Annotated in this window: 19 protein-coding genes; 11 read left to right on the top strand and 8 right to left on the bottom strand. The window is 64.1% G+C overall.

Translation table 11 applies throughout. The features are described 5' to 3' along the window. Positions 1-48 precede the first annotated feature (48 nt). The 8 genes from AC56QQ_RS00190 (at position 49) to AC56QQ_RS00155 (ending at position 7693) form a co-directional block, all read left to right on the top strand. On the top strand, positions 49-981 hold the full coding sequence (locus AC56QQ_RS00190; RefSeq protein ID WP_497125077.1) for an ABC transporter ATP-binding protein: 933 nt from the start codon (positions 49-51) through the stop codon (positions 979-981). Next, complete coding sequence (locus AC56QQ_RS00185) at positions 978-1877, top strand: branched-chain amino acid ABC transporter permease (RefSeq protein WP_489859083.1); 900 nt, start codon at positions 978-980, stop codon at positions 1875-1877. The genes AC56QQ_RS00190 and AC56QQ_RS00185 overlap by 4 nt, the downstream gene beginning before the upstream one ends. 3 nt (positions 1878-1880) lie before the next feature. Continuing rightward, a complete protein-coding gene (locus AC56QQ_RS00180; RefSeq protein WP_497125076.1) occupies positions 1881-2921 on the top strand; it encodes a branched-chain amino acid ABC transporter permease in 1041 nt (346 codons plus the stop codon). 67 nt (positions 2922-2988) lie between these two features. Continuing rightward, entirely contained in the window at positions 2989-4326 is a 1338-nt protein-coding gene (locus tag AC56QQ_RS00175; RefSeq protein ID WP_269908055.1) for an ABC transporter substrate-binding protein, read from the top strand. A 78-nt stretch (positions 4327-4404) separates the two neighbouring features. Then, positions 4405-5196 carry an ABC transporter ATP-binding protein gene (locus AC56QQ_RS00170; protein WP_497125075.1) on the top strand — a complete coding sequence of 264 codons (792 nt, stop codon included), beginning with the start codon at positions 4405-4407 and terminating at the stop codon, positions 5194-5196. 23 nt (positions 5197-5219) lie between these two features. Continuing rightward, on the top strand, positions 5220-6467 hold the full coding sequence (locus tag AC56QQ_RS00165) for an SfnB family sulfur acquisition oxidoreductase (protein WP_497125073.1): 1248 nt from the start codon (positions 5220-5222) through the stop codon (positions 6465-6467). Positions 6468-6529: 62 nt separating this feature from the next. Continuing rightward, the gene (msuE, locus tag AC56QQ_RS00160; RefSeq protein WP_497125072.1) at positions 6530-7090 is read left to right on the top strand and encodes an FMN reductase; all 561 of its coding nucleotides are present in this window, start codon (positions 6530-6532) and stop codon (positions 7088-7090) included. A 117-nt stretch (positions 7091-7207) separates the two neighbouring features. Then, positions 7208-7693 carry a hypothetical protein gene (locus AC56QQ_RS00155; protein ID WP_489859089.1) on the top strand — a complete coding sequence of 162 codons (486 nt, stop codon included), beginning with the start codon at positions 7208-7210 and terminating at the stop codon, positions 7691-7693. Positions 7694-7709: 16 nt separating this feature from the next. On the opposite strand, the gene AC56QQ_RS00150 is transcribed toward AC56QQ_RS00155, so the two are convergent. The 3 genes from AC56QQ_RS00150 to AC56QQ_RS00140 all read right to left on the bottom strand — a co-directional run bounded on the left by AC56QQ_RS00150 (position 7710) and on the right by AC56QQ_RS00140 (position 9360). Then, positions 7710-8249: a hypothetical protein gene (locus AC56QQ_RS00150; RefSeq protein ID WP_489859090.1), complete on the bottom strand. Its 540-nt coding sequence runs from the start codon at positions 8247-8249 to the stop codon at positions 7710-7712. Next, complete coding sequence (locus tag AC56QQ_RS00145) at positions 8242-8520, bottom strand: glycine cleavage T C-terminal barrel domain-containing protein (RefSeq protein WP_497125071.1); 279 nt, start codon at positions 8518-8520, stop codon at positions 8242-8244. The genes AC56QQ_RS00150 and AC56QQ_RS00145 overlap by 8 nt, the downstream gene beginning before the upstream one ends. A 180-nt stretch (positions 8521-8700) precedes the next feature. Next, a complete protein-coding gene (locus tag AC56QQ_RS00140; RefSeq protein ID WP_497125069.1) occupies positions 8701-9360 on the bottom strand; it encodes a TetR/AcrR family transcriptional regulator in 660 nt (219 codons plus the stop codon). 276 nt (positions 9361-9636) lie between these two features. On the opposite strand from AC56QQ_RS00140, the gene AC56QQ_RS00135 reads away from it, so the two are divergent. Further along, positions 9637-11076, top strand: a complete 1440-nt coding sequence (locus AC56QQ_RS00135; protein ID WP_497125068.1) for an aldehyde dehydrogenase family protein — start codon at positions 9637-9639, stop codon at positions 11074-11076. Between the two features lie 92 nt (positions 11077-11168). After that, positions 11169-11744: a DUF1349 domain-containing protein gene (locus AC56QQ_RS00130; protein WP_489859094.1), complete on the top strand. Its 576-nt coding sequence runs from the start codon at positions 11169-11171 to the stop codon at positions 11742-11744. A 39-nt stretch (positions 11745-11783) separates the two neighbouring features. Here the strand turns inward: AC56QQ_RS00130 and AC56QQ_RS00125 are convergent, their stop codons facing one another. From AC56QQ_RS00125 to AC56QQ_RS00105, 5 genes are all read right to left on the bottom strand, one after another. Further along, on the bottom strand, positions 11784-13025 hold the full coding sequence (locus tag AC56QQ_RS00125) for a glycosyltransferase family 4 protein (protein ID WP_497125067.1): 1242 nt from the start codon (positions 13023-13025) through the stop codon (positions 11784-11786). A 201-nt stretch (positions 13026-13226) separates the two neighbouring features. Further along, entirely contained in the window at positions 13227-14756 is a 1530-nt protein-coding gene (locus tag AC56QQ_RS00120; RefSeq protein ID WP_497125065.1) for a mercuric reductase, read from the bottom strand. Next, positions 14746-16095 (bottom strand): glucoamylase family protein, encoded by a 1350-nt coding sequence (locus AC56QQ_RS00115; RefSeq protein WP_497125063.1) that lies wholly within the window; start codon positions 16093-16095, stop codon positions 14746-14748. The genes AC56QQ_RS00120 and AC56QQ_RS00115 overlap by 11 nt, the downstream gene beginning before the upstream one ends. Positions 16096-16331: 236 nt before the next feature. Next, positions 16332-17081 (bottom strand): SDR family NAD(P)-dependent oxidoreductase, encoded by a 750-nt coding sequence (locus AC56QQ_RS00110; RefSeq protein WP_497129240.1) that lies wholly within the window; start codon positions 17079-17081, stop codon positions 16332-16334. A gap of 107 nt (positions 17082-17188) precedes the next feature. Continuing rightward, positions 17189-17959, bottom strand: a complete 771-nt coding sequence (locus AC56QQ_RS00105) for a helix-turn-helix transcriptional regulator (protein WP_497125061.1) — start codon at positions 17957-17959, stop codon at positions 17189-17191. A gap of 160 nt (positions 17960-18119) precedes the next feature. Between AC56QQ_RS00105 and AC56QQ_RS00100 the strand changes: the two genes are divergently transcribed. Next, complete coding sequence (locus tag AC56QQ_RS00100) at positions 18120-20249, top strand: hydantoinase/oxoprolinase family protein (protein ID WP_497129238.1); 2130 nt, start codon at positions 18120-18122, stop codon at positions 20247-20249. The last annotated feature ends 12 nt before the right edge of the window (positions 20250-20261 follow it).

Genomic DNA, 20261 nt, shown 5'->3' with positions numbered 1-20261 from the left:
CAGCAATGGGGATTTGTGCGCCTGCTGAAGCAATCGAGGACGATTGGAATGCCGTTGGCCAGTTATGCTGTCGGAGTGATGGAGGCTTCGGTCTATGCGCCGGAGGTCTTTGCGCGAGGTCTGCCGTCAATCCCGGGGCCGCGGCAGCCCGAGGGTCGTAGCGAGCCGACAGGGTTCGGCGCCGCCGCCGCCGCCCCGCTGCTTTCGCTTCAGGGCATCGGCCTGTCATTTGGCGGCGTCGTCGCGCTGGCAGAGGTGGATCTGTCGGTTCGCCCCGGCGAGATCCGCGCCATTATCGGCCCGAATGGCGCCGGCAAGAGTTCGCTGATCAACGTCATCAGCGGCATCTACCGTCCGGACCGGGGCCATGTCCTGCTCGACGGCGTTGGTTATGACCAGGTGCCGACGCAGCGGCTGGCGCATCTCGGCGTCGCCAGGACTTTTCAGAACCTTGCTCTTTTCAAGGGCCTCAGCGTCCTCGACAATGTCGCGTCCGGTCTCGCCTACAAAATCCGCTCGAACTTTGCCGGCCAGGTGCTTGGCATCGGCCGGTCGCGCGGCGAGCGGCGCGACTCTCTGAGCCGTGCCGACCAGATCCTCGAATTCCTCGACCTGACGGCGGTTCGCGATCGCCTCGCCGGCACGCTGCCTTACGGGCTGCAGAAGCGGGTTGAGCTTGCCCGCGCGCTGGTTGCCCAGCCGCGCCTGCTTTTGCTTGACGAACCGATGGCTGGCATGACCGCAAGCGAAAAGAATGAGATGGCGGTCTTCGTCCGCGCCGCGCGTGACCGCTTCGCCACCACCGTCGTGCTGATCGAGCATGATGTCGGCGTCGTCATGGGTCTGTCCGACCGTATTGCCGTTCTCGACTACGGCCGCAAGATCGCCGACGCCACGCCCGACGAAGTCAGGAACGACCAGTGCGTCATCGATGCCTATCTCGGCGTCGCCTCGGACAATGAGGGCGGGGCAGGCATATGATCGCCGACTTCGACTACCAGTTCTTCATCGAAGTGCTCGTCGGCGGCCTGCTCTCCGGCGTCATGTATTCGCTGGTCGCGATCGGCTTCGTGCTGATCTACAAGACCTCGGGCGTGCTCAATTTCGCGCAAGGCGCGATGCTGCTGTTCGCGGCCCTCACCTTCGTCAGCCTCGTCGAGCGCGGCATTCCGTTCGCGCTGGCGCTGGCGGTCACTTTCGCCATCATGGTGGCGATGGGTGTCGCCATCGAGCGCACGGTGCTGCGGCCGCTGACCAACAAGCCGCCGATCACCCTGTTCATGGCGACGCTCGGCCTCTCCTACATCATCGAGGGCGCCGCCCAGCTGATCTGGGGCACGCAGGTCCATGGTCTAGACCTCGGCATCGAGGACGTGCCGCTGGAAGTCGGCGGCGTGCTGATCAGCCAGTTCGACATCTTCGCGGCGGTTGTCGCCGCCGGCATGGTTCTCCTGCTGTCACTGTTCTTCCGCTACACCCGCATCGGCCTCAGCTTCCGCGCCGTCGCCGACGACCAGTTCGCCGCACTCGCCGTCGGTCTCAGGCTGCCGCTGATCTGGGCCACCGTGTGGGCGGCTGCCGGCCTCGTCGCGCTGGTGGCGGGGTTGCTCTGGGGCGCCCGCCTCGGGGTGCAGTTCTCGCTGTCCCTGGTGGTGCTCAAGGCGTTGCCGGTGCTGGTGCTCGGCGGCTTCGATTCCATCCTTGGCGCGATCGTCGGCGGGCTCTTGATCGGCGCCAGCGAGAAGCTCGCCGAGGTCTATATCGGCGACTATTTCGGCGGCGGCATCGAGAGCTGGTTCGCCTATGTCGTTGCGCTCGCCTTCCTGCTGATCCGTCCTTCCGGCCTGTTCGGCCAGAAGCTCGTGGAAAGGATCTGAGCCATGACCGCGAGCGCCAGCGAGTTTTCGTCCGCGCCGACGCTGCCGAAATGGATCGTGCCCGTGCTGTTGCTCGCCTTCGCCTATGGCGTCGTGCCGCTGATCGGCTCGAGCTACCTGTTCGAGGCCATCCTGCTGCCGTTCCTGGTACTCAGCCTCGCTGGCGTCGGGCTCAACATCCTCACCGGCTACGCCGGTCAGGTCTCGCTGGGCAGTGCCGCGTTCATGGCGGCGGGCGCCTTCGCCGCCTATAATTTCAACCTGCGGGTCGAGGGCCTGCCGCTCGTCGGCAGCATTGTCCTGGCCGGCCTCGTCGCCGCCGCGATCGGCATCGTCTTCGGCCTGCCAAGCCTGCGCTTGAAAGGCTTCTACCTCGCGGTTTCGACGCTTGCGGCGCAGTTCTTCGTGCAATGGGCGCTGACCAAGTTCAGCTGGTTTTCCAATGACTCGGCTTCCGGCGTCATCGATGCGCCGAGGCTGTCGATAGCCGGCTTCCCGCTTGATGACGCCATCGGCCGCTATCTCTTTGCGCTGACCATCGTCGCCATCCTAACCTTCCTCGCCCACCGGCTGGTTTCGTCGCAGACCGGGCGCAACTTCATCGCCATCCGCGACAATGAAACCGCCGCCCGTATCATCGGCATACCGGTGCTGAAGACCAAGCTGCTGGCCTTTGCCATCTCGTCCTTCATCATCGGCGTCGCCGGCGTCATCTGGGCCTTCGCCTATCTCAGGACCGTCGAGCCGGCCGGATTCGATCTCGATCGGTCATTCCAGATACTGTTCATCATCATCATCGGCGGCCTTGCCTCGATCCGCGGTGCCTTTTTCGGCGCCGCCCTCATCGTCGTCTTTCCGCTTGGCTTGTCTCGCCTCGGCGGCTTCCTGCTCGGCGATCTCTTCGACTCGGGCGTGCTCGACATGAGCCAGCGCATCGTGCTGGGCGCGCTCATCATCCTGTTTCTGATCCTGGAACCCGACGGGCTTGTGGCCCTGTGGGACAGGGTCCGAAGACGGCTCCTGTTCGCCTGGCAGTCGACATGAGCTCCATGCATTCGAAAATGAACCAGAGGCCGAATCCAAGACGGCCCTTACCGGGAGTACCTCGACCATGACCTTCCTGAGCACAGTCAAGGCGGCGGCGCTGTCCGCGGCGATGATCGTGTCGGTGGCCTTGCCCGCCGCCCACGCCGACGAACAGTATTTCCCGCTGCAGAGCTATCGCGTCGGGCCCTATGCGGCCGGCGGCACCGGCTTCTTCGGCGGCTTCATCGACTATCTCAACCTCATCAACATCCGCGACGGCGGCGTCAACGGCGTCAAGCTGACCTGGGACGAATGCGAGACCCAGTACGAGGTCGAGCGCGGCGTCGAATGCTACGAGCGGCAGAAGAGCCATGCCGGCGCCGCCGCCTGGAACCCTCTCTCGGTCGGCATCGCCTATGCCATGATCGACCGCATCACCGCCGACAAGGTGCCGCTGATCACGGTCAACCACGGCCGCACCGATTCCACCGACGGGCGCGTCTTCCCCTACGTCTTCCCACTGCTGCTCAACCCCTACAGCGAGACATCAGGCATCGTGAACTACATCGCCTCCAAGGAGGGCGGTATCGACAAGCTGAAGGGCAAGAAGATCGTCGTGCTCTATCATGGCTCGCCCTACGGCAAGGAGACCATCCCGATCTATGAGCTGCTGGCGCAGAAATACGGCTTCACCGTGCAGCAGATCGAAGTGCCGCATCCCGGCAACGAGCAGCAGTCGCAGTGGCTGACCATCCGCCGCGCCAAGCCGGACTTCGTCGTCCTGCGCGGCTGGGGCGTGATGAACCCGGTGGCGCTGAAGACGGCGGTCAAGGTCGGCTATCCCGTTGACCACATCGTCGGCAATGTCTGGTCGAATTCCGAAGAGGATGTCATCCCGGCCGGCGATGCCGCCAAGGGCTACACCGCCATCACCACCCAGGCCTCCGGCAACAGCTACCCGGTGGTGCAGGAGATCGTGAAGACGGTCTACGGCGCCGGCAAGGGCAATCTGGAAGACAAGTCGCGCATCGGCTCGGTCTACCACAACCTCGGCATCGTCAACGGCATCCTCAATGTCGAGGCGATCCGCGTCGCGCAGGAGAAGTTCGGTCACCGCACGCTGACCGGTGACGAAGTCCGCTGGGGCTTCGAGCATCTCAAGCTCGATCCGGCCAAGGTCGAGGCGCTCGGTGCCAAGGACCTGTTCCACTCGATCAATGTCAGCTGGGACAATCACGAAGGCGAAGGCTACGTGACCTTCCAGCAGTGGGACGGCAAGAAGTGGAACGTCGTCTCCGACTGGATCGCACCGGACTGGGCGCTGTTGCGGCCGATCATCGAGAAGTCCGCCGAGGCTTATGCCGCCGAGAAAGGCATCAAGCTGCGCACCGCCGACGATGCCAACGCCGTGACCACCAACTGATCAGCCACGCCGGGCGTCACGGACAGGGTTCCGTGGCGCCCCGCCTCCTTCGGTTCCTCGAACCACGGAATGAGAGCCATGCCGAATGATGACGTCATCCTTGCCGTGGACACGGTCCACGCCACTTACAACCACGCCATCACGGCGCTGCACGGCGTCAGTTTCGAGATCAGGCGCGGCGAGATCATGGCGCTGCTTGGCGCCAACGGCGCCGGCAAGACCACCACCCTGAAGGCCGTCTCCAACCTGCTGCCGGCCGAGCGCGGCCAGGTCAATGCCGGCACCATCCGCTATGACGGCGCAGATGTCTCGCGCCGCAAGCCCGGCGATCTCGTGCGCGCCGGCCTGGTCCAGGTGCTGGAGGGCCGCCACTGCTTCAAGAGCCTTACCGTCGAGGAGAACCTGGTCGCCGGCGGCATCGGCCGCAGCGGCCGCCGTACCGAGATCAACCAGGATCTCGAGCGGATCTACGGCTATTTCCCTCGCCTCAGGGAAAAGCGCCGGACACTGTCCGGGCTTACCTCCGGTGGCGAACAGCAGATGACCGCGATTGGCCGGGCGCTGATGTCGCGGCCGCGTCTGCTTGTCCTCGACGAACCGTCGATGGGGCTCGCCCCGCTCATCGTGCAGGACATCTTCCTGACGCTCAGAAAGTTGAATCGCGAGACCGGCCTGTCGATCCTGGTCGCGGAGCAGAACTCGGCTGTGGCTCTCGGATATGCCGACCACGCCACAGTGCTCGAAAACGGCGTCTCGGTTCTTTCAGGCGCTGCCGCCGATCTTCGCCAGCGCGAGGACGTGCGGGCCTTCTATCTCGGGCAGCAGGCATCGCCTGCCGTCAAGCCCGCTCATCTCCATGCCGTTGCCTGAAACAAATCCGAAGGAGCAGTGAAATGACCGTTTCGACCGTCAAGACAGACCAGGCTTCCGCCGCCGTGCCGCCAGTCGCAAGGCCAGCGAAACCGGCGCATATCATCAAGAACGACGCCGAGGCGATCGCGGTCGCCCAGCGGCTCGCCGCCGAATTCGTCAAGGACTCTTCAAAACGCGACCGCGAGCGGATATGGCCGGTTGCCGAACTCGATGCATTTTCGCAGAGCGGTCTGTGGTCGATCAATGTGCCCAAGGCATTCGGTGGCCCTGAACTGTCCTACGCGACGCTGGCGAAGGTGATCGAGATCATCTCGGCGGCGGATTCCTCGATCGGCCAGATCGCCCAGAACCATCTCGGCGTCGTCGCCGCCATCCGCACCGTGTCTGACAAGGATCAGCAGAAGCTGCTGTTCGCCGAAGTGCTGAAAGGCACGCGGTTCGGCAATGCCTTTTCGGAGTTCGGCTCCAAGCGAGCTGCCGATTTCGAGACCCGCTTCACCGACGCCGGCGATCATGTGGTCGTCAACGGCCGCAAATTCTATTCGTCCGGTGCCCTGCTCGCCCATCTGGTGCCGATCGTCGCGCTCGATGACGAGGGCCGCGCCTGGTATGCGATCGCCGACCGTGGAGCGCCCGGCCTGACGGTCATCGACGACTGGTCGAGCTTCGGCCAGCGCACGACGCTGTCCGGCACCGTCATCATCGACAACGTCAAGGTGACGAAGACACATCTGGTGCCCGGCTACAAGGGCTACGACAAACCAACCGCCGACGGCGCCATCTTCCAGATCATCCAGGTGGCGGTGGACACCGGCATCGCCCAGGCGGCGATCGACGAAACGGTTCACTTCGTCAGGACCAGGAGCCGTGCCTGGATCGACAGCGGCGTCGACAATGCCTGGGATGATCCCTACACCATCCAGGCCATCGGTGACCTGACGCTGCGCCTGCACGCGGCGCAGGCGCTGCTGGAAAAGGCCGGCCTGGCAATCGACCGTGCGGTGGCCGAGCCGACCGCCGAGACGGTGGCGCATGCGCAGATCATCACGGCCGAAGCAAAAATCCTGTCGACCGAGATCGCCATCGCCGCCACCAACAAGCTGTTCGAACTGGCGGGTACACGCTCGACGCTGGCCGAGCACAATCTCGACAGGCATTGGCGCAATGCCCGCACCCACACGCTGCATGATCCGGTACGCTGGAAATATTCGATCCTCGGCAAGTATTTCCTCAACGGCGAAAACCCGCCGCTGCACGCCTGGAGCTGATTTTCCACCGGTGGGCGGACGGCCCACCTCGGCAAAACTCGACCATCCAAGAGGCCACTGCCATGTCAAATCCAACCGTCGTCGGCTTTTCCGGCAACATCACCCGGCCGTCAAAGACGCGCGCCTTCGTCGATCTCGTCACCGGGGACATCGCGACGCGCCATGGCCTGTCGGCGAGCACCTACGACATTGAGGATGTCGGCCCATCGCTCGGTACGGCACGATGGGCCCGCGATCTTGACGGCCAGGCCCAACCGATCCTGGCTCAGATCCTCGCCGCGGACGTGCTGGTCGTCGGTTCGCCGACCTACAAGGGCAGCTACACCGGCCTGTTCAAGCATTTCTTCGACCTGATCGACCCGGCCGCGTTGCGGGGAAAGCCCATCCTGTTGACCGCGACCGGCGGCGGCGAGCGCCATGCCCTGATCGTAGAGCACCAGTTGCGGCCGCTGTTCGGCTTCTTCGAAGCCTTCACGCTGCCCACCGCTGTCTACGCCACCGACAGGGATTTCACCGATGGCGTGCTGCGCTCCGAGGCGATCCTGAAGCGCGCGGCGCAGGCGGTCGATGAGGTCGGCTTCGTGCTGGCCAACCGTTCGGGAGGCAGGATCGCCGCCGAGTAGCCTGCCGCCAGGCGGATTGCGGCAAGATCGAAATCCGCACTGCGGCAACTTCGCTTACGCGCAATTTACGACCGCCGGTTACATCTGTTCCTGTCTGATTCGTTTGACAGGAACACCATGAGCAAAGCCCTCACGACCTTCGCACTCGTCGCCGTGTTGACCGCTCTGCTCATGGCGCTGAGCCTGGCGGTGGCCAGGCACGGCTATCCCTATGGCGCGATCGGCGTCAGGCGCCTCGACGGCATCGCCGATGCCGGGACGTTCATTCCGCTGGCTGCCGTCTATTTCTTCAGCGCGCTGTTGATGATGATCCTGCCGATCCGCGCGGCCAGCATTGTCCTGACCCATGCCGCCGACGCCCTGTTCTGGACGGTGATCGTGCTGCTTGCGACCATCGTCGGCGGTCTCGCCGCCCGATGGGCGTTCGGCCAGAGCGGGGTTTTGGGGGCGCTGCTGAACTGGCGGTTCCTGTTTGCGGTGGCAGTGATCGGGTGCCATTTCGTCATGAACGAACTGCGCCGCAACGTGCTGCTGCGCAGCCTGTTCTTCGTGGTTTTCGCCGCCGCGACGCTGGCGTGCCTGTTCTGGTCGTTCACGCTCTGAGCGCGATCAAGGCTGGCTAATTTGATGAACCGGCCGCGATGTGGCCGGCGGCCTGCTCCATCCACGTCCAGAGATAGGCGGCAAGACCGCGGTCGACATGGACGCGCAGCCTGTCCTGATGGCGATAGACGACGGCGTTGATGCCGGCGAAGGAAAGCGCGGCACTCGCACTCGCTTGGCTGGGGTCGAGCGTCGTCCCTCGCGCGATGAAAGCGTTGAGCGCCGGGCCTTCGACCTCGAACACCTGCAACCCGGCGCTGATCTCCGTCACGGCGAAGCCTTCTGCGTGCCAGCCCTTGGCGATAGCGAGCGGACTGTTCGACACGGCCAGCAGCCGGTCGCGCGCTAGCCGCGCCGCATAGCGGTCGCCCTGCGTCGCCCCAAACGCACCTACGCCAGTCCCGTCCATACCGGATACCCGCGCCCAGGCGTCGAGATCGCCGCTGACCAGCAGCTGATTGAGATCCGAGATCGCGCGCACCACAAGGCCGGGCGCGGTGATGACCGCCGACTGCCAGTCCGGCGCGACGGACCATTTTTCCGCGAGATCACGCATGCAGCCGCTCTCCTGCCGGGTCGAAGGCGCAAGGCGCGGCAATCGTCGCCGTCCTGACCTTGCCGAGATGCTGGATTTCGATCGCCTCGCCGTGGCGGGCCGCGCCACGTTCGATCAGGCCAAGCGCGACCGGCCGTCCGAGTGTCGGGCTCTGGTAGCTCGATGTGACAAAGCCCTGGCTGTGTAGCTTGCCGTCGCTACGTCTGATGCCGTGCGCGCCAGTCGGCAGCGGGGCTTCACCTCGGGGCACCGTCAGCCCGACAAGCTGCATGCGGTCGCCGCGCGAGGCCTCCTCGGTGAACAGCGAGCGGCGGCCGACGAACTCGCTCTGGCGTTTGTCTAGTACGTCGCGAAGTTGATCCCGAGCAGGCTGGCGTGCTGGTTATAGGGATAGGCATCCTACGTATGTCGTCTGGGAAACCGTCTGGCCAGGCCGGCCCGCCGGCCGTGTCTATCGCTTGCCGGAAAGTGTCTTCTCGACGTAGCGCGCGAAGTCCTCGACATCTTCTGCCGGAGGCTCCTGGCCAGTGAAGCTGCGCAGATACGAGGCGACGTGTGCCAGGCGGCTGCTCATCGGTTCGCCGAGCTCCAGCGAGTAATAGCCGATCTGCATGAAATAGAGGATGCGGGCCCGCACGAACGCGTCTTCCTCGTCGTAGCCATGGCGCATGAACATGTCGCGGATGGCGTTGACGCGCTCCTCGTCGGCCTCGTCGAGCGCGCGCCTGATGGCGGGGGAGCGACGAGCCCAGGCCCTGATCGCGAAATCCAGCCGGGGATCGAACAGCCTCTCGTCCACCCAGCATTCGAAAATGCTCATCACCCCGCGGATGACGGTCGCCGAAGGTCGTCCAGCGCGCTCGACGATGAACCTGGTGTTGGTCTGCCGCCAGTAGTCCAGCAACTGGTCGAGCAGGTCCTGCCGGCTCTTGAAGTACCAGTAGAAGCTCGAGCGCGAGACGTCGAGCTTCTGGCCAAGCGTCAGCACGCGGACGCGCTCGACACCATCGGAGATCAACGTTTCAAGCGCAAGCTTCAGCCAGTCTTCGCGAGTGGCCTTGATGTTGCCGGTGGCGCCGGCGCGCTGGATCGTCGTTTCGAGTGCCGCCATCAGCACGACGCATGACACGCCGCATTGGGCAAATCAAGGCTATGGACATCTGTGTACAGAGCAATTCGTTTGAGCCTTGAGGGGTGGCTGGTGGATGTTAGCCGGGCTGGCTGTCAATGGCGCGCCGTTGCCGCCCGCATGATCGGTGCGATGGCAGGCTGGGGATTTTTGTCGCGGCGATCCGGCCAGTGCGTGCTTTCCCGCAAGGCAATTGTCTGGCAAATACCAATTCAGACAGATGCCGCCGCGCGGCCAATCAGCAGGAAAGACCAGGGCATGGTTCAGTTTCGAAAAAACCTCATCGATGGCGAATGGGTCGGCGACGCCGGTTCCCGCAACATCAACCCCTCGGATACCGGTGACGTCGTCGGCGAATATGCCTCGGCGGGAGCCGAGCAGGCCAAGCAGGCGATCGCCGCCGCCAAGGCGGCGTTTCCGGCCTGGTCCCGTTCCGGTCCGCTGGCGCGCCACGCGGTGCTGAAAAAGACCGCGGACGAGATCATGGCGCGCAAGGACGAGATCGGCCGCAACCTGGCGCGCGAGGAAGGCAAGACGCTGGCCGAAGGGATCGGCGAGACCATTCGCGCCGCCCAGATATTTGATTTCTTTGCCGGCGAAACATTGCGCCTGGTCGGAGAGGTCGTGCCAAGCGTTCGGCCGGGCGTCGGCGTCGAGATCACCCGCGAAGCGGTCGGCGTGGTCGGCATCATCACGCCGTGGAATTTCCCGATAGCCATTCCGGCCTGGAAGATCGCTCCGGCGTTGGCGCATGGCAACACCATCGTCTTCAAGCCGGCTGAGCTGGTTCCCGAGAGCGCCTGGTCCATCGTCGACATCCTGCATCGCGCCGGCCTGCCGAAGGGCGTGCTCAACCTCGTCATGGGCAAGGGCTCGGTGGTCGGCCAGGCGATGCTCGACAGCCCCGATGTCAACGCCATCACCTTCACCGGCTCGGTCGGCACCGGCAAGCGCGTCGCCGCCGCAAGCATCGAGCACATGCGCAAGTTTCAGCTCGAAATGGGCGGCAAGAACCCGTTGGTCGTGCTCGACGATGCCGATCTCGCAACGGCTGTCGATTGCGCGCTCAATGGCGCCTTCTTCTCGACCGGCCAGCGCTGCACGGCCTCGTCCAGGCTGATTGTGACCGACGGCATCCACGACCGTTTCGTCGATGCCCTCAAGGATCGCATGAGCAAACTGGTCGTCGGCGACGCGCTCGACGCGCAGACCCAGATCGGTCCGGTCGTCGACGCGACACAGTTGAAGCAGGATGAGGACTATATCGCCATCGGCGTCAGGGAAGGGGCTACGCTCGCCTTCGGCGGCGAGAGGCTCGATCGCAAGACGCCGGGCTTCTTCTTGCAGCCGGCGCTGCTGACGCAGGCCACCAACGCCATGCGCAGTTCGCGCGAGGAGATCTTCGGGCCTGTTGCCAGCGTCATCCGCGTCAAGGACTATGACGAGGCGCTGGCCGTCGCCAATGACACGCCTTTCGGGCTGACGTCGGGCATCTGCACCTCGAGCCTCAAGCATGCCACCCACTTCAAGCGCAATTCGGAGGCCGGCATGGTGATGGTCAATCTGCCGACGGCGGGTGTCGACTTCCACGTTCCCTTCGGCGGGCGCAAGGGGTCGAGCTATGGCCCGCGCGAGCAGGGCCGCTATGCGGCGGAATTCTACACCACCGTGAAGACGGCTTACACATTCGCAGGCTAAACGCGCGCAGGCTAAACGGGCGCAGACCAATCGGGCGCCGGCTGATCGGGCCGGCGAGCCGACGCATCAAGGGACCGGACGGGCGCAACGCGATGACATTGCAGGACCTGACCTGGCTCAATCCGCCGCCCCAGCATTCCATCGAGGGCGATGCCGTTCGCGTGCGCACCGGCAAGGAGACCGACTTCTGGCGCGAGACCTTCTACGGTTTCTGGCGCGACAACGGCCACTTTATGTACCGGCCGGTCGAGGGCGATTTCACCGCCGAGGTTACCGTCGACGGGCGCTACGAGGTGCTCTACGACCAGGCCGGATTGATGGTTCGGCTCAGCGAAACGCATTGGGTCAAGGCCGGCATCGAGTATACCGACGGCGTGATGTACTTTTCCGTCGTCGTCACCAACGATGCCTCGGACTGGTCGCTGGCCACCATTCCGGCCAGTCCGGACGGGGTCAGGATCCGGTTGACCCGCCATGCCGAGACGATTCGTATCCAGTATCTCGACGCTTCCGACGGCCACTGGAAGCCTGTGCGGCTTGCCTACTTTCCGGTCTCGAAGACGGTCGATGTCGGCATGATGTGCTGTTCGCCGCAACGCGAGGGCTTTGAGGTCACGTTCTCCGGTTTTTCGATTGGTCCGCCGATATCGCGGGAATTGCACGATTGACGCTGCGGCTCTTCCATGTCTGGTGAAGGATCGGTGGAATCATGCGCCGGCCTCGTCCAGTCCTAGCCCGCCGTGGACGGCATTGCGGATGGCTCGCGGGCCAAATCTTGCCCATACCGCTCGATGCGCGCGAATGCGCTGCAGTGCCCTGCGTTCAGCGTCCAGGCAAAGTCCGACGGCCATCTCGGCAAGCCCTTCATCGGTATCCGACAGCAGCACCTCTTCATTCTCGACCAGGTCCAGGCCCTCGGCCGCCAGCGGTGTCGCGATCACCGGCACGCCCCAGGCCATAGCCTCCAGGATCTTGATGCGCGTGCCGCCGCCTGCCGTAAGCGGGATGATGCTGAGATGCGCCCTGGACAGCAGTGGCGCCACGTCTTGCGGGTCCTCGACGAGCTCCACGTCAGGCAATCGGGCCAGCGCCCGCACCGCTGGCTTGGGGCTGCGTCCGGCAAGGACCAGTCTCGCCGTTGGAAAAGCCTGCCGGATGCGGGGCAGTAGGGCGCCGGCCAATCGTTCGGCGGCATCGACGTTTGGAGGATAGCCGAGATGGCCGACAAACAGGATCTCCGGAAAGCCGTTGTCGGTCACGGCTTCGGCGGGCAGCGTCTCGGGAATGTCGCCAGCGTGCGGAATTCCGTTCGGAACGACATCGATCGGCACCTTGCGCCGGCAAACGGCCATCAGCCTTTCGCGATCGCTGGTCGAACAGACCCAGACCCTGTCGACAATGGCCAGCGCCTTTCTCTCCAGATGCCTGATGCCCAGGCTCGTGGCGATCACCGCGGCGGCGGATCGCGCCGCATCGACGCGCCGCAACTGTCCCGCCAGGTCGGACTCGACATTGTGCATGTCGAGAATGAGTTGTTTGGTCAGTGGTCTCAAGGGCCGCAGCAGCTTGAACAGCCCGATGCCCTCGACCAGCACCGTGTCGGGGCGGAAGTCTCGAACTAGTGTCTCGAGCCGTGCCAGGGCGGAGCGTGAAATGCGCTGCTCCGCTCCCATGCGCCACCACCCGATCGAACGGGTGCGGGCCTCGCCTTCGATCGACAAGGCCTCGATGCGGATCGGTGCATCGGCTGGTCGCGGCACGGCGGCCTGCGGCCGCACCGACACCAGGCAGACGGGACCGAATTCGGCTGCCGCTTCGGCGTTGCGGTAGTTCCTCAGGTCGGCGCCAGACGTCGGTGGAAAGGCCGGATCGTGAGACACGACCAGCACACGCCGCTCGGCGATCCCCGCGGAGATAGTATCGTCCGGTCGCGCGCCTATGGGGTTCATGGCGAACGCCCAGGACCTTGCGTCGGGCGCTGCGCTGAAGGCTTTGTTCCAGACGGCATTCACGACGGTCCCGAGCCACAAGAATCAGCATCGACTTGTTCAGCCGAACGGGGCTTTCGTCAAGCGCTGGCACCCCTTTGAATGTCCGGTGCGCCAGCCTCGCGCCCCCCGGCCAGAATGCATGCCGGCAGGGCGCGAGGATCATCGCCTGACCCATGCCAGCCAGCGTCCCGCCAGATGCTTCCAAAACGAGGTGAGCCGGGTTCGCCGATAGGCGTCTCCGGCCATCTTGATGCCTTGTGCCTGGGTCGGGAAGGGGTGGATGACGTCGGCCAGCGCATTTAGTCCCATGCCCGACCTGATGGCGAGCGACACTGCGTTGATCATCTCGCCGGCATGGGAGGCGACGACCGTGGCACCGAGGATGCGGTCGGAGCCTTCCCTGACGTGGATCTTGACAAAACCCTCCTCCTCGCCGTCCATCACCGCCCGGGCGACATCGTGCATCAGCACCGTATAGGTCTTGACCGGTACGCCGTTCTGGCGCGCCTCCGCCGGATAGAGGCCGACATGGGCGATCTCCGGATCGGTGTAGGTGCACCAGGGGACGACCAGTTCACTCAGCTTTCCGCGCCCGAAAAACAGCGCGTTCCGCACGACGATGCGGGCTGTCGCCTCCGCTGTATGCGTGAACTTGTGTTCGAGGCAAACGTCGCCGGCAGCGTAGATGCGCGGATTTGTGGTTCGCAGATAATCATCCACCTTGATGCCATTGGCATCGTACGCCACGCCGGCGTTTTCCAGGTCGAGACCATCGACATTGGGCGACCGGCCGATGCCGGTGACGATCTCGTCGACGGAGATCGTCGACGTTTCGTCGTCCCGCACCAGGTCGGCGAGCTTCTTCCCACCCGCTGTCCGCACCGCCACCACTTCGGTGTTCAGGCGAACCTCCACCCCTTCGCGCGCCAGCGCGTCCGAAAGGATCTGGGCGGCGTCGCGCTCTTCGCCGGGCAGAAACATCGGATCGCGCTGCGCCAGGATGACGTTCGCGCCGAACAGGCAGAACGCCTGCGCCATCTCGCAGCCAAGCTGCCCCCCGCCAATGACTAGAAGCCGCTTCGGGCAGTCGGCAAGATCGAACATGGTCTCGTTGCTGAGATAGCCGGCCTCGGTGAGGCCCGGAATCGTCGGCAGGCGCGCATGCGCTCCCGTCGCGACCAGCGCCTTCCTGAAATGCAGGGTTTGCCCGGCGACCAGAATCGAGTCCGGCCCGGAAAATCGCGCTTCGCCGAAGTAGAGGTCGATGCCTTCGGAAGCCAGGCTCTCGGCCGAATCGGCGCGGCTGATCCGCCGCCGGATCTGCCGCATCCTCGTCATAGCGCGTTGAAAATCGACGCGAACATGTTTCGGCGTGTCGCCGCCAAAATTCCCGGCATCGCGCATGTCGGCATAGAGCCTGGCGGTGCGGATGACCGCTTTCGACGGAATGCAGCCGACATTGATGCAAACACCGCCGATCAGGCTGCGCTCGATCAGTGCAACCTTTGCGCCGAGGCCCGCCGCCTCGCGGGCCGCGGTTAGCCCGGCGGGGCCGGCGCCGATGACGACGAGATTGTACGGCCCTGTCGGATCGGGGTTGCGCCAGCGCGGCGGATGCGCGCCCCTGATCAGTTCGGCGTCGTTGCGATCGACAGGGAAGGCTGCTGCTTTTGTCTTTTCATGCGACATCGCGGCCACCTGGCGCCGGGCTTGCCGGCTGCGACAGCCATCCACCCGTGAAACCCGCCTTGCCAAGGCCGCGACGGATGTGCTGGTTGGACCGCATCAGCTCCCAGATCAGACGCGAGCGATGGTTCTCGATCATCATCACCACGATGCCCTGGTCCAGCCCATAGTGGCCTTCCGACACCCAGCCATGCCGGCCGAATTTTCGCCGGTTCGCCAATGTCGGATTGAAGCCGCTCGGCAGTCGGAAATTGTCGATCACCTCAGGGTAACGATCTCCGAGATGGCGCAACGCCGCCAGGCAGATGTCCGGCGCGAAAGGCAGCGATGCCAGACAGGACCACGGAGCGATCGTCCCGTCATCTGGCCCGAAAGGAGCGCCGCGCGCCGCATATCCTGAAAAACGGTAAGGCCGACGCGCTATACTGGCGCGAAAGCCGCCTGGCCCGTCGCCCGCGGAAAGTCCCCACAGGTTCTCATCATAGCCGTCATAGTCATAAGGGTTATGCCGCGCATAGTCGCGATGCAGGTAGGTCGAGCGCCGGCTGTTTTCGAAATAATCCGAGTTCTTCTCGCGCATGAAGGCGTCGCGGATGCCGGCGAAATCGATCCAGGCATGGGAGAACTGATGCATGAACAGCGGACCGCCATAGAGCACATCGTAGCCGTAGATGTTTTCCCATTGATAGGTCGCCGTCCAGCCGACATAGCTGTCATCCGAGCTTGGGCTGTCGGGCGAGGCCATCGACAGCACGTAGAGGATCGTCGCTTCGTTGTAACCTTCCCAGCCATAGTGGAGAAAGCCGCTCTTCGGCTTCCAGCCTTGCCGCAAGGTGGGCGTGCTGCCCTGTGCCCATCGCCAGTCGACGCGCCGATACAGCGCCTCGGCCAGATCCCGGATCTCGCGCTCGTCCTCGCCGGCGCCCGAGAAATAAGCGCCTGCCAGGAGCACGCCGGCCATCAACAGCGCGGTGTCCACCATCGACAGTTCGCAGTGCCAGACACGCCGGCCGGTCCGCATGTCGAGAAAATGGTAGTAGAAGCCTTTGTGGCCGGTGACGTCGTCGCCATTGCCTTGCGGGCTGGTCCAGAAGAAACGCAGCGCGGCAAGCGTCAGCTTGACAGCCGCCTCGCGCGTCATCCATCCGCGCTCGACGCCGACAGGATAGCAGGACAGCGCAAAGCCGACGACGGCGATGCTGGCCGGCGTGTTCGGCCGTGAAGTATCTGCGACCAGCCCGTTGTCGGGGTTCACGTTTTCGAGAAAATAGTCGAACGCCGCGCGCTGGTAGCGGTCCAGAAGGTCGTCATCGGACAGCGAGGTTGGGTCGACCTTAAGCAAACGCAGCAGACTCCAGCCGGATGGCCGCAGCGCCCGTCGAGCGCACGGCAGAGGCGCCGCCCTGGCAGGTCATCGCGCTTGCAAGACTGTTACACCGTGTCATGGCTTTCCCGCACACCTGTTGCGCCATCGCCGATTCAGGCGCCACCCACTATACGCCTGTCCAGCTCCGTTCGTTGCTTCGTCACGCGGAATTGTAGCGCATCAGGCTGACGCAGGGTGTGTCCCGGCCTGTCTCAATAGGTGGCGCGGCCGCCGGAAACGTCGAACACGGCGGCTGTCGTGAACGAGCACTCCTCCGAGGCGATCCAGCAGATTAGCGCCGCCACCTCGTCGACCTCGCCGAAGCGCGCCATCGGTATCTTGGACAGCATGAAGTCGATGTGTTCCTGGCTCATCTGCTTGAAGATCGCGGTGCGCACCGCCGCCGGTGTCACGCAATTGACCGTCACCTTGGTCTTGGCCAGTTCCTTGCCGAGCGACTTGGTCAGGCCGATCACGGCGGCCTTGGAGGTGCTGTAGGCCGAGGCGTTGGGGTTGCCTTCCTTGCCGGCGATCGAGGCGATGTTGACGATGCGGCCGTAGTTGCGCTCGAGCATGTGCGGCACGAGCGCCTTGTTGCAGTAGAAGACGCCATTGATGTTGATGTCGATGACCTTCTGCCAGTCCTCGGTCGAATAGTTCCAGGTGGTCGTATTCGGCCCGGTGATGGCCGCGCTGGTGACCAGGATGTCGACCGCGCCAAGGGCTTCGAGCGTTTGCGCAGCCGCACGTTCAACACCAGCCGCGTCGGCAACGTCGACCGCCACACCGTGGAGGGCCGGAATCGCGGTTTTGGCTTGCTCGATCTGGACGGGATCACGATCCCACACACAAACCCGCCCGCCCTCGTCGGCGATCCTTTGCGCGACGGCCAGGCCTATGCCGGAGGCGCCGCCAGTGATGACAGCCGACCGGCCGCTGAACCGTCCCGCGAAACTCGGCATGTGGTCTTCCTCCCGATAGGTGGCGAATGTGAAGTCAACGGCGGCCAAGTTCAAGGCGGTATCCGAGCCGCCGAACGGGATATTGGTAGCCCAGCAGAATGCGGCCGCTATCGGTGCTGGAAGAACTGCAGAAACAGTTCCCGTTCGGTGGTGATGTCGAGCTTCTCGTAGATGCGCCGGCGATGGTTCTTGACGGTGCCGACGGTGATACCGAGACGCTCGGCGATGTTGGCGGTCGGGTGGCCGGCGAGGATCAGCTGGACAAGTTCCCGCTCACGCTGCGACAACTCGGGCCACAGGCTGGCCGGGATGGTCGGCTCCTGCCGGGGCGAGGCGCCCGGACCTGTCGGCGCCGAGGTGCGGAAGAACTCGGTTCCCCGTGCCTTGATGTCGAGGGCGTGCAACGCCTCAAACACCGGCAGCCGCTCGTCCAGAAGTGAGATCTCGCTGTCCTTGAACGACATCTTCGAGCGGTCGAGGAAGATGCCGAGGCACCAGTCGCCGCCATCGGCCAGCATGATGCCGACCTCGTCACAGATTTCCGACTGCGCCAGGAAGCCGGCTATATATTGGCCGCGCTTGGCCTCATCGTCGGCAAGCCGCTTCAGCGGCATGATGCCGAGCCTTCGCTCGCGCCGCCACGACGCATAGAACGGGTCGAAGACATAGTAGCTGGCGAGGTAGCGCTGGACCATCTCGTCCGAAAAGCGCCGGTGCTTGATGAATTCCGGTGTCTGCGTCGCCGAATAGCGCGTCACGGTGACGAGGTCGTGCTCGATATCAGCGCCGATCAGGTCGATCAGGCAGTCGACATGCCTGTCCGTGCCGGTGGCGGCGATCGCCCCGGCGAGCGGCGCCCAGATATTGCCCATGCGCATGCCCTTTTCTCGGCGATCCCGGCCCAGCCGTCATTGTGTCTTTAGGCATATGGCGCGAGGCCGCCTGTCCAATCTAGCCTTGCGTCATCCTAGAACACATCCCGAGGCGACCGTGACACAGCCCAATATCACCGGCCCCATCGTTGGCAATCCGTCAATCATTGGCAACCCAATCGTCATCGGTATCGACGCCGGCGGCACCATGACTGACACGATCCTTGTCGATCAGGACGGCCACTTCAAGATCGGCAAGTCGGCGACCACGCCGAAGAACGAGGCCGAGGGCTTCCTTGCTTCGGCCGAGGACGCGGCGGATGCGTGGGGCATCTCGCTGGAGCAGCTGTTTTCCGGCGTCAACGTCGTGCTCTATTCCGGCACCGGCATGCTCAACACGCTGCTGTCGCGCACCGGTCGCCGGCTTGGCCTGATCACCACCAAGGGCCTCGAGGACATGATCCTGATGGGTCGCGGCCTGCAGGCCTGGGCCGACTATTCCTATGCCGACAGGCTGCATGCGGTGACCCATCATCACCCCGATCCGCTGGTGCCGCGCCGCCGCACCCATGGCGTCACCGAGCGCATCGACCAGTTCGGCGACATCGTGCTGCCGCTCTACGAACACGAGGTTTCCGCCGCCGCGAAAAAATTGATCGCCGACAAGGTCGAGGCGATCTGCATCATGACCATCTTTTCGCACGTCAATCCGGTGCACGAGAAGCGCATCGCCGAGATCTGCCGCGAGGAGGTCGAGAAGGCCGGCGCCGACATCACCGTCTACACCAGCCACGAGGTGCGCCCGGTCATCCGCGAACAGTCGCGGCTGAATTCGGTGCTGATCGAGGCCTATGCCACCTCGCGCGGCCGCAAGCAGCTCAAGGGCATCGAGGACGTCTCGAAGAAATACGGCTTCAAATATGGCGTGCAGACGCTGCTCTCCTTCGGCGGCCTGACCTCGATCAACCACCCGCGCCTGCACGAAACCATGATCTCCGGTCCGATCGGCGGCATCCTCGGTGCGGCCTATGTCGGCAAGCTGATCGGCAACGACTCGCTGATCTGTTCGGACATGGGTGGCACCTCCTTCGACATGGGTGTCATCACGCGCGGCCAGACGCGGATCGAGAACGAGCCGCTGATGGACCGTTTCAAGCTCAACGTCCCGACGCTGCATCTCGACACAATCGGCGCCGGTGCCGGCATGATCCTGAAGGTCGATCCGTTGACGAAAAAAGTCAGCCTCGGACCGGAAAGCGCCGGTTCCGATCCTGGCCCGATCTGCTTCGATCGCGGCGGCACCGAACCCACCATCGCCGACTGCGACGCCATCCTCGGTCGGCTGAACCCGCATTATTTCCTTGGCGGCAAGGTCGTGCTGCAGGTCGAAAAAGCCCGCAAGGCTTTCGAGGAAAAGTGCTCCAGTGTGCTGGGTGTTGGCGTCGAGGAAGCCGCCGAAGGCATGATCGACATGCTGGAGTCCGATGCCAACAACGCGCTTCGCCGGGTCATTTCGGGCCAAGGCATCCATCCCTCGGAGTTCACGCTGCTGTCCTATGGCGGCTCAGGTCCTCTGCATCTGGCCGGCTGCTCCAGGGGCATCGGCTTCAAGGACATCATCACCTTCCAGTTCGCCGCCGCATTCTCCGCCTTCGGCTGCACCACCGCCGACTTCATGCGCCGTCATTCAGTGTCGACGCAGCACGACATCCCATCGCGCGCCGACGAGGCGACGCTGGCCGCTTTCGGCGCCAAGGTCACCACGGTCTGGAACGACCTCACCAAGGCAGCGGTCGGTGAGATGATCGCCGACGGCCATGCCGGGGAGAAGATCAAGACGGTGCCGTTCCTGATGATGCGTTACACGGGCCAGCTCGAGGATGTCGAGGTCATGGCGCCGCTGGCCGAGGTCAATTCGGCCGACTACATGCGCAAGGTCATCGACGAGTTCGAGGCGGTCTATGCCAAGGTCAACCACCGCGTTTCGCGCTATGGCGAAGCCGGCTTCACCATCACCGAGCTTGGGCTGATCGCCACCGCCGACAAGGTCAAGCCGGTGTTGCTCAAGCGGCCGCTTGGCGCCTCCAATCCGGCATCCGCCCATAAGGGCGTGCGCGAGGCCTATATTGGCGGGCGCTGGCACAAGGCCAATCTCTACGAGATGGATCTCCTGCAACCCGGCCACGAAGTGATCGGCCCGGCCATCATAGAACATCCCGCCACCACGCTCGTCGTTCATCCGCAGGACCGCGTCCATGTCGATGAATGGACTCTGCTGCACTACACCCACGCTTGAGAGGGCGACCGC

The organism is Mesorhizobium sp. RCAM 05099 (genome assembly GCF_059683685.1).
The sequence above is the reverse complement of the archived record's forward strand: the minus strand, read 5'-3'. Positions and strand labels throughout refer to the sequence as shown.